This is a genomic window from Rhizobium sp. SVR5-9E (assembly GCF_056755095.1).
This window is the reverse complement of the sequence record NZ_JBNDHS010000497.1, coordinates 1-259: the sequence shown is the minus strand read 5'-3', so window position 1 is coordinate 259 and position 259 is coordinate 1. Positions and strand designations below refer to the sequence as shown.

At 42.5% G+C, this 259-nt stretch carries 1 protein-coding gene; it reads left to right on the top strand.

Going from position 1 to position 259, the window contains the following annotated elements; genetic code table 11:
* Nucleotides 1–5 precede the first annotated feature (5 nt).
* The coding region (locus ACPYOJ_RS35780) for a carboxylesterase family protein (RefSeq protein WP_481420447.1) at nucleotides 6–259 on the top strand (254 nt) is incomplete at its 3' end.

Genomic DNA, 259 nt, shown 5'->3' with positions numbered 1-259 from the left:
AACCAATAGATTATGTCTATTCACACGAAATTCCTGATAAAACTCCGGTATGTCCGCAGAATGTAAGTCCGTTGCTGGACAGGTTGATCCAGAAGACGGATGTAGAGATGTTCGTACCTGAAGAATCAACACAGTTCCTTACAGTTACATGTCCTGAACATTTTAATGATGATGAAAAACTCCCGGTAATTGTCTGGATTCATGGAGGTTCATACGAAATCGGATGTGGTGATCTCCCTACTTCCGATCCTTCCGTCTG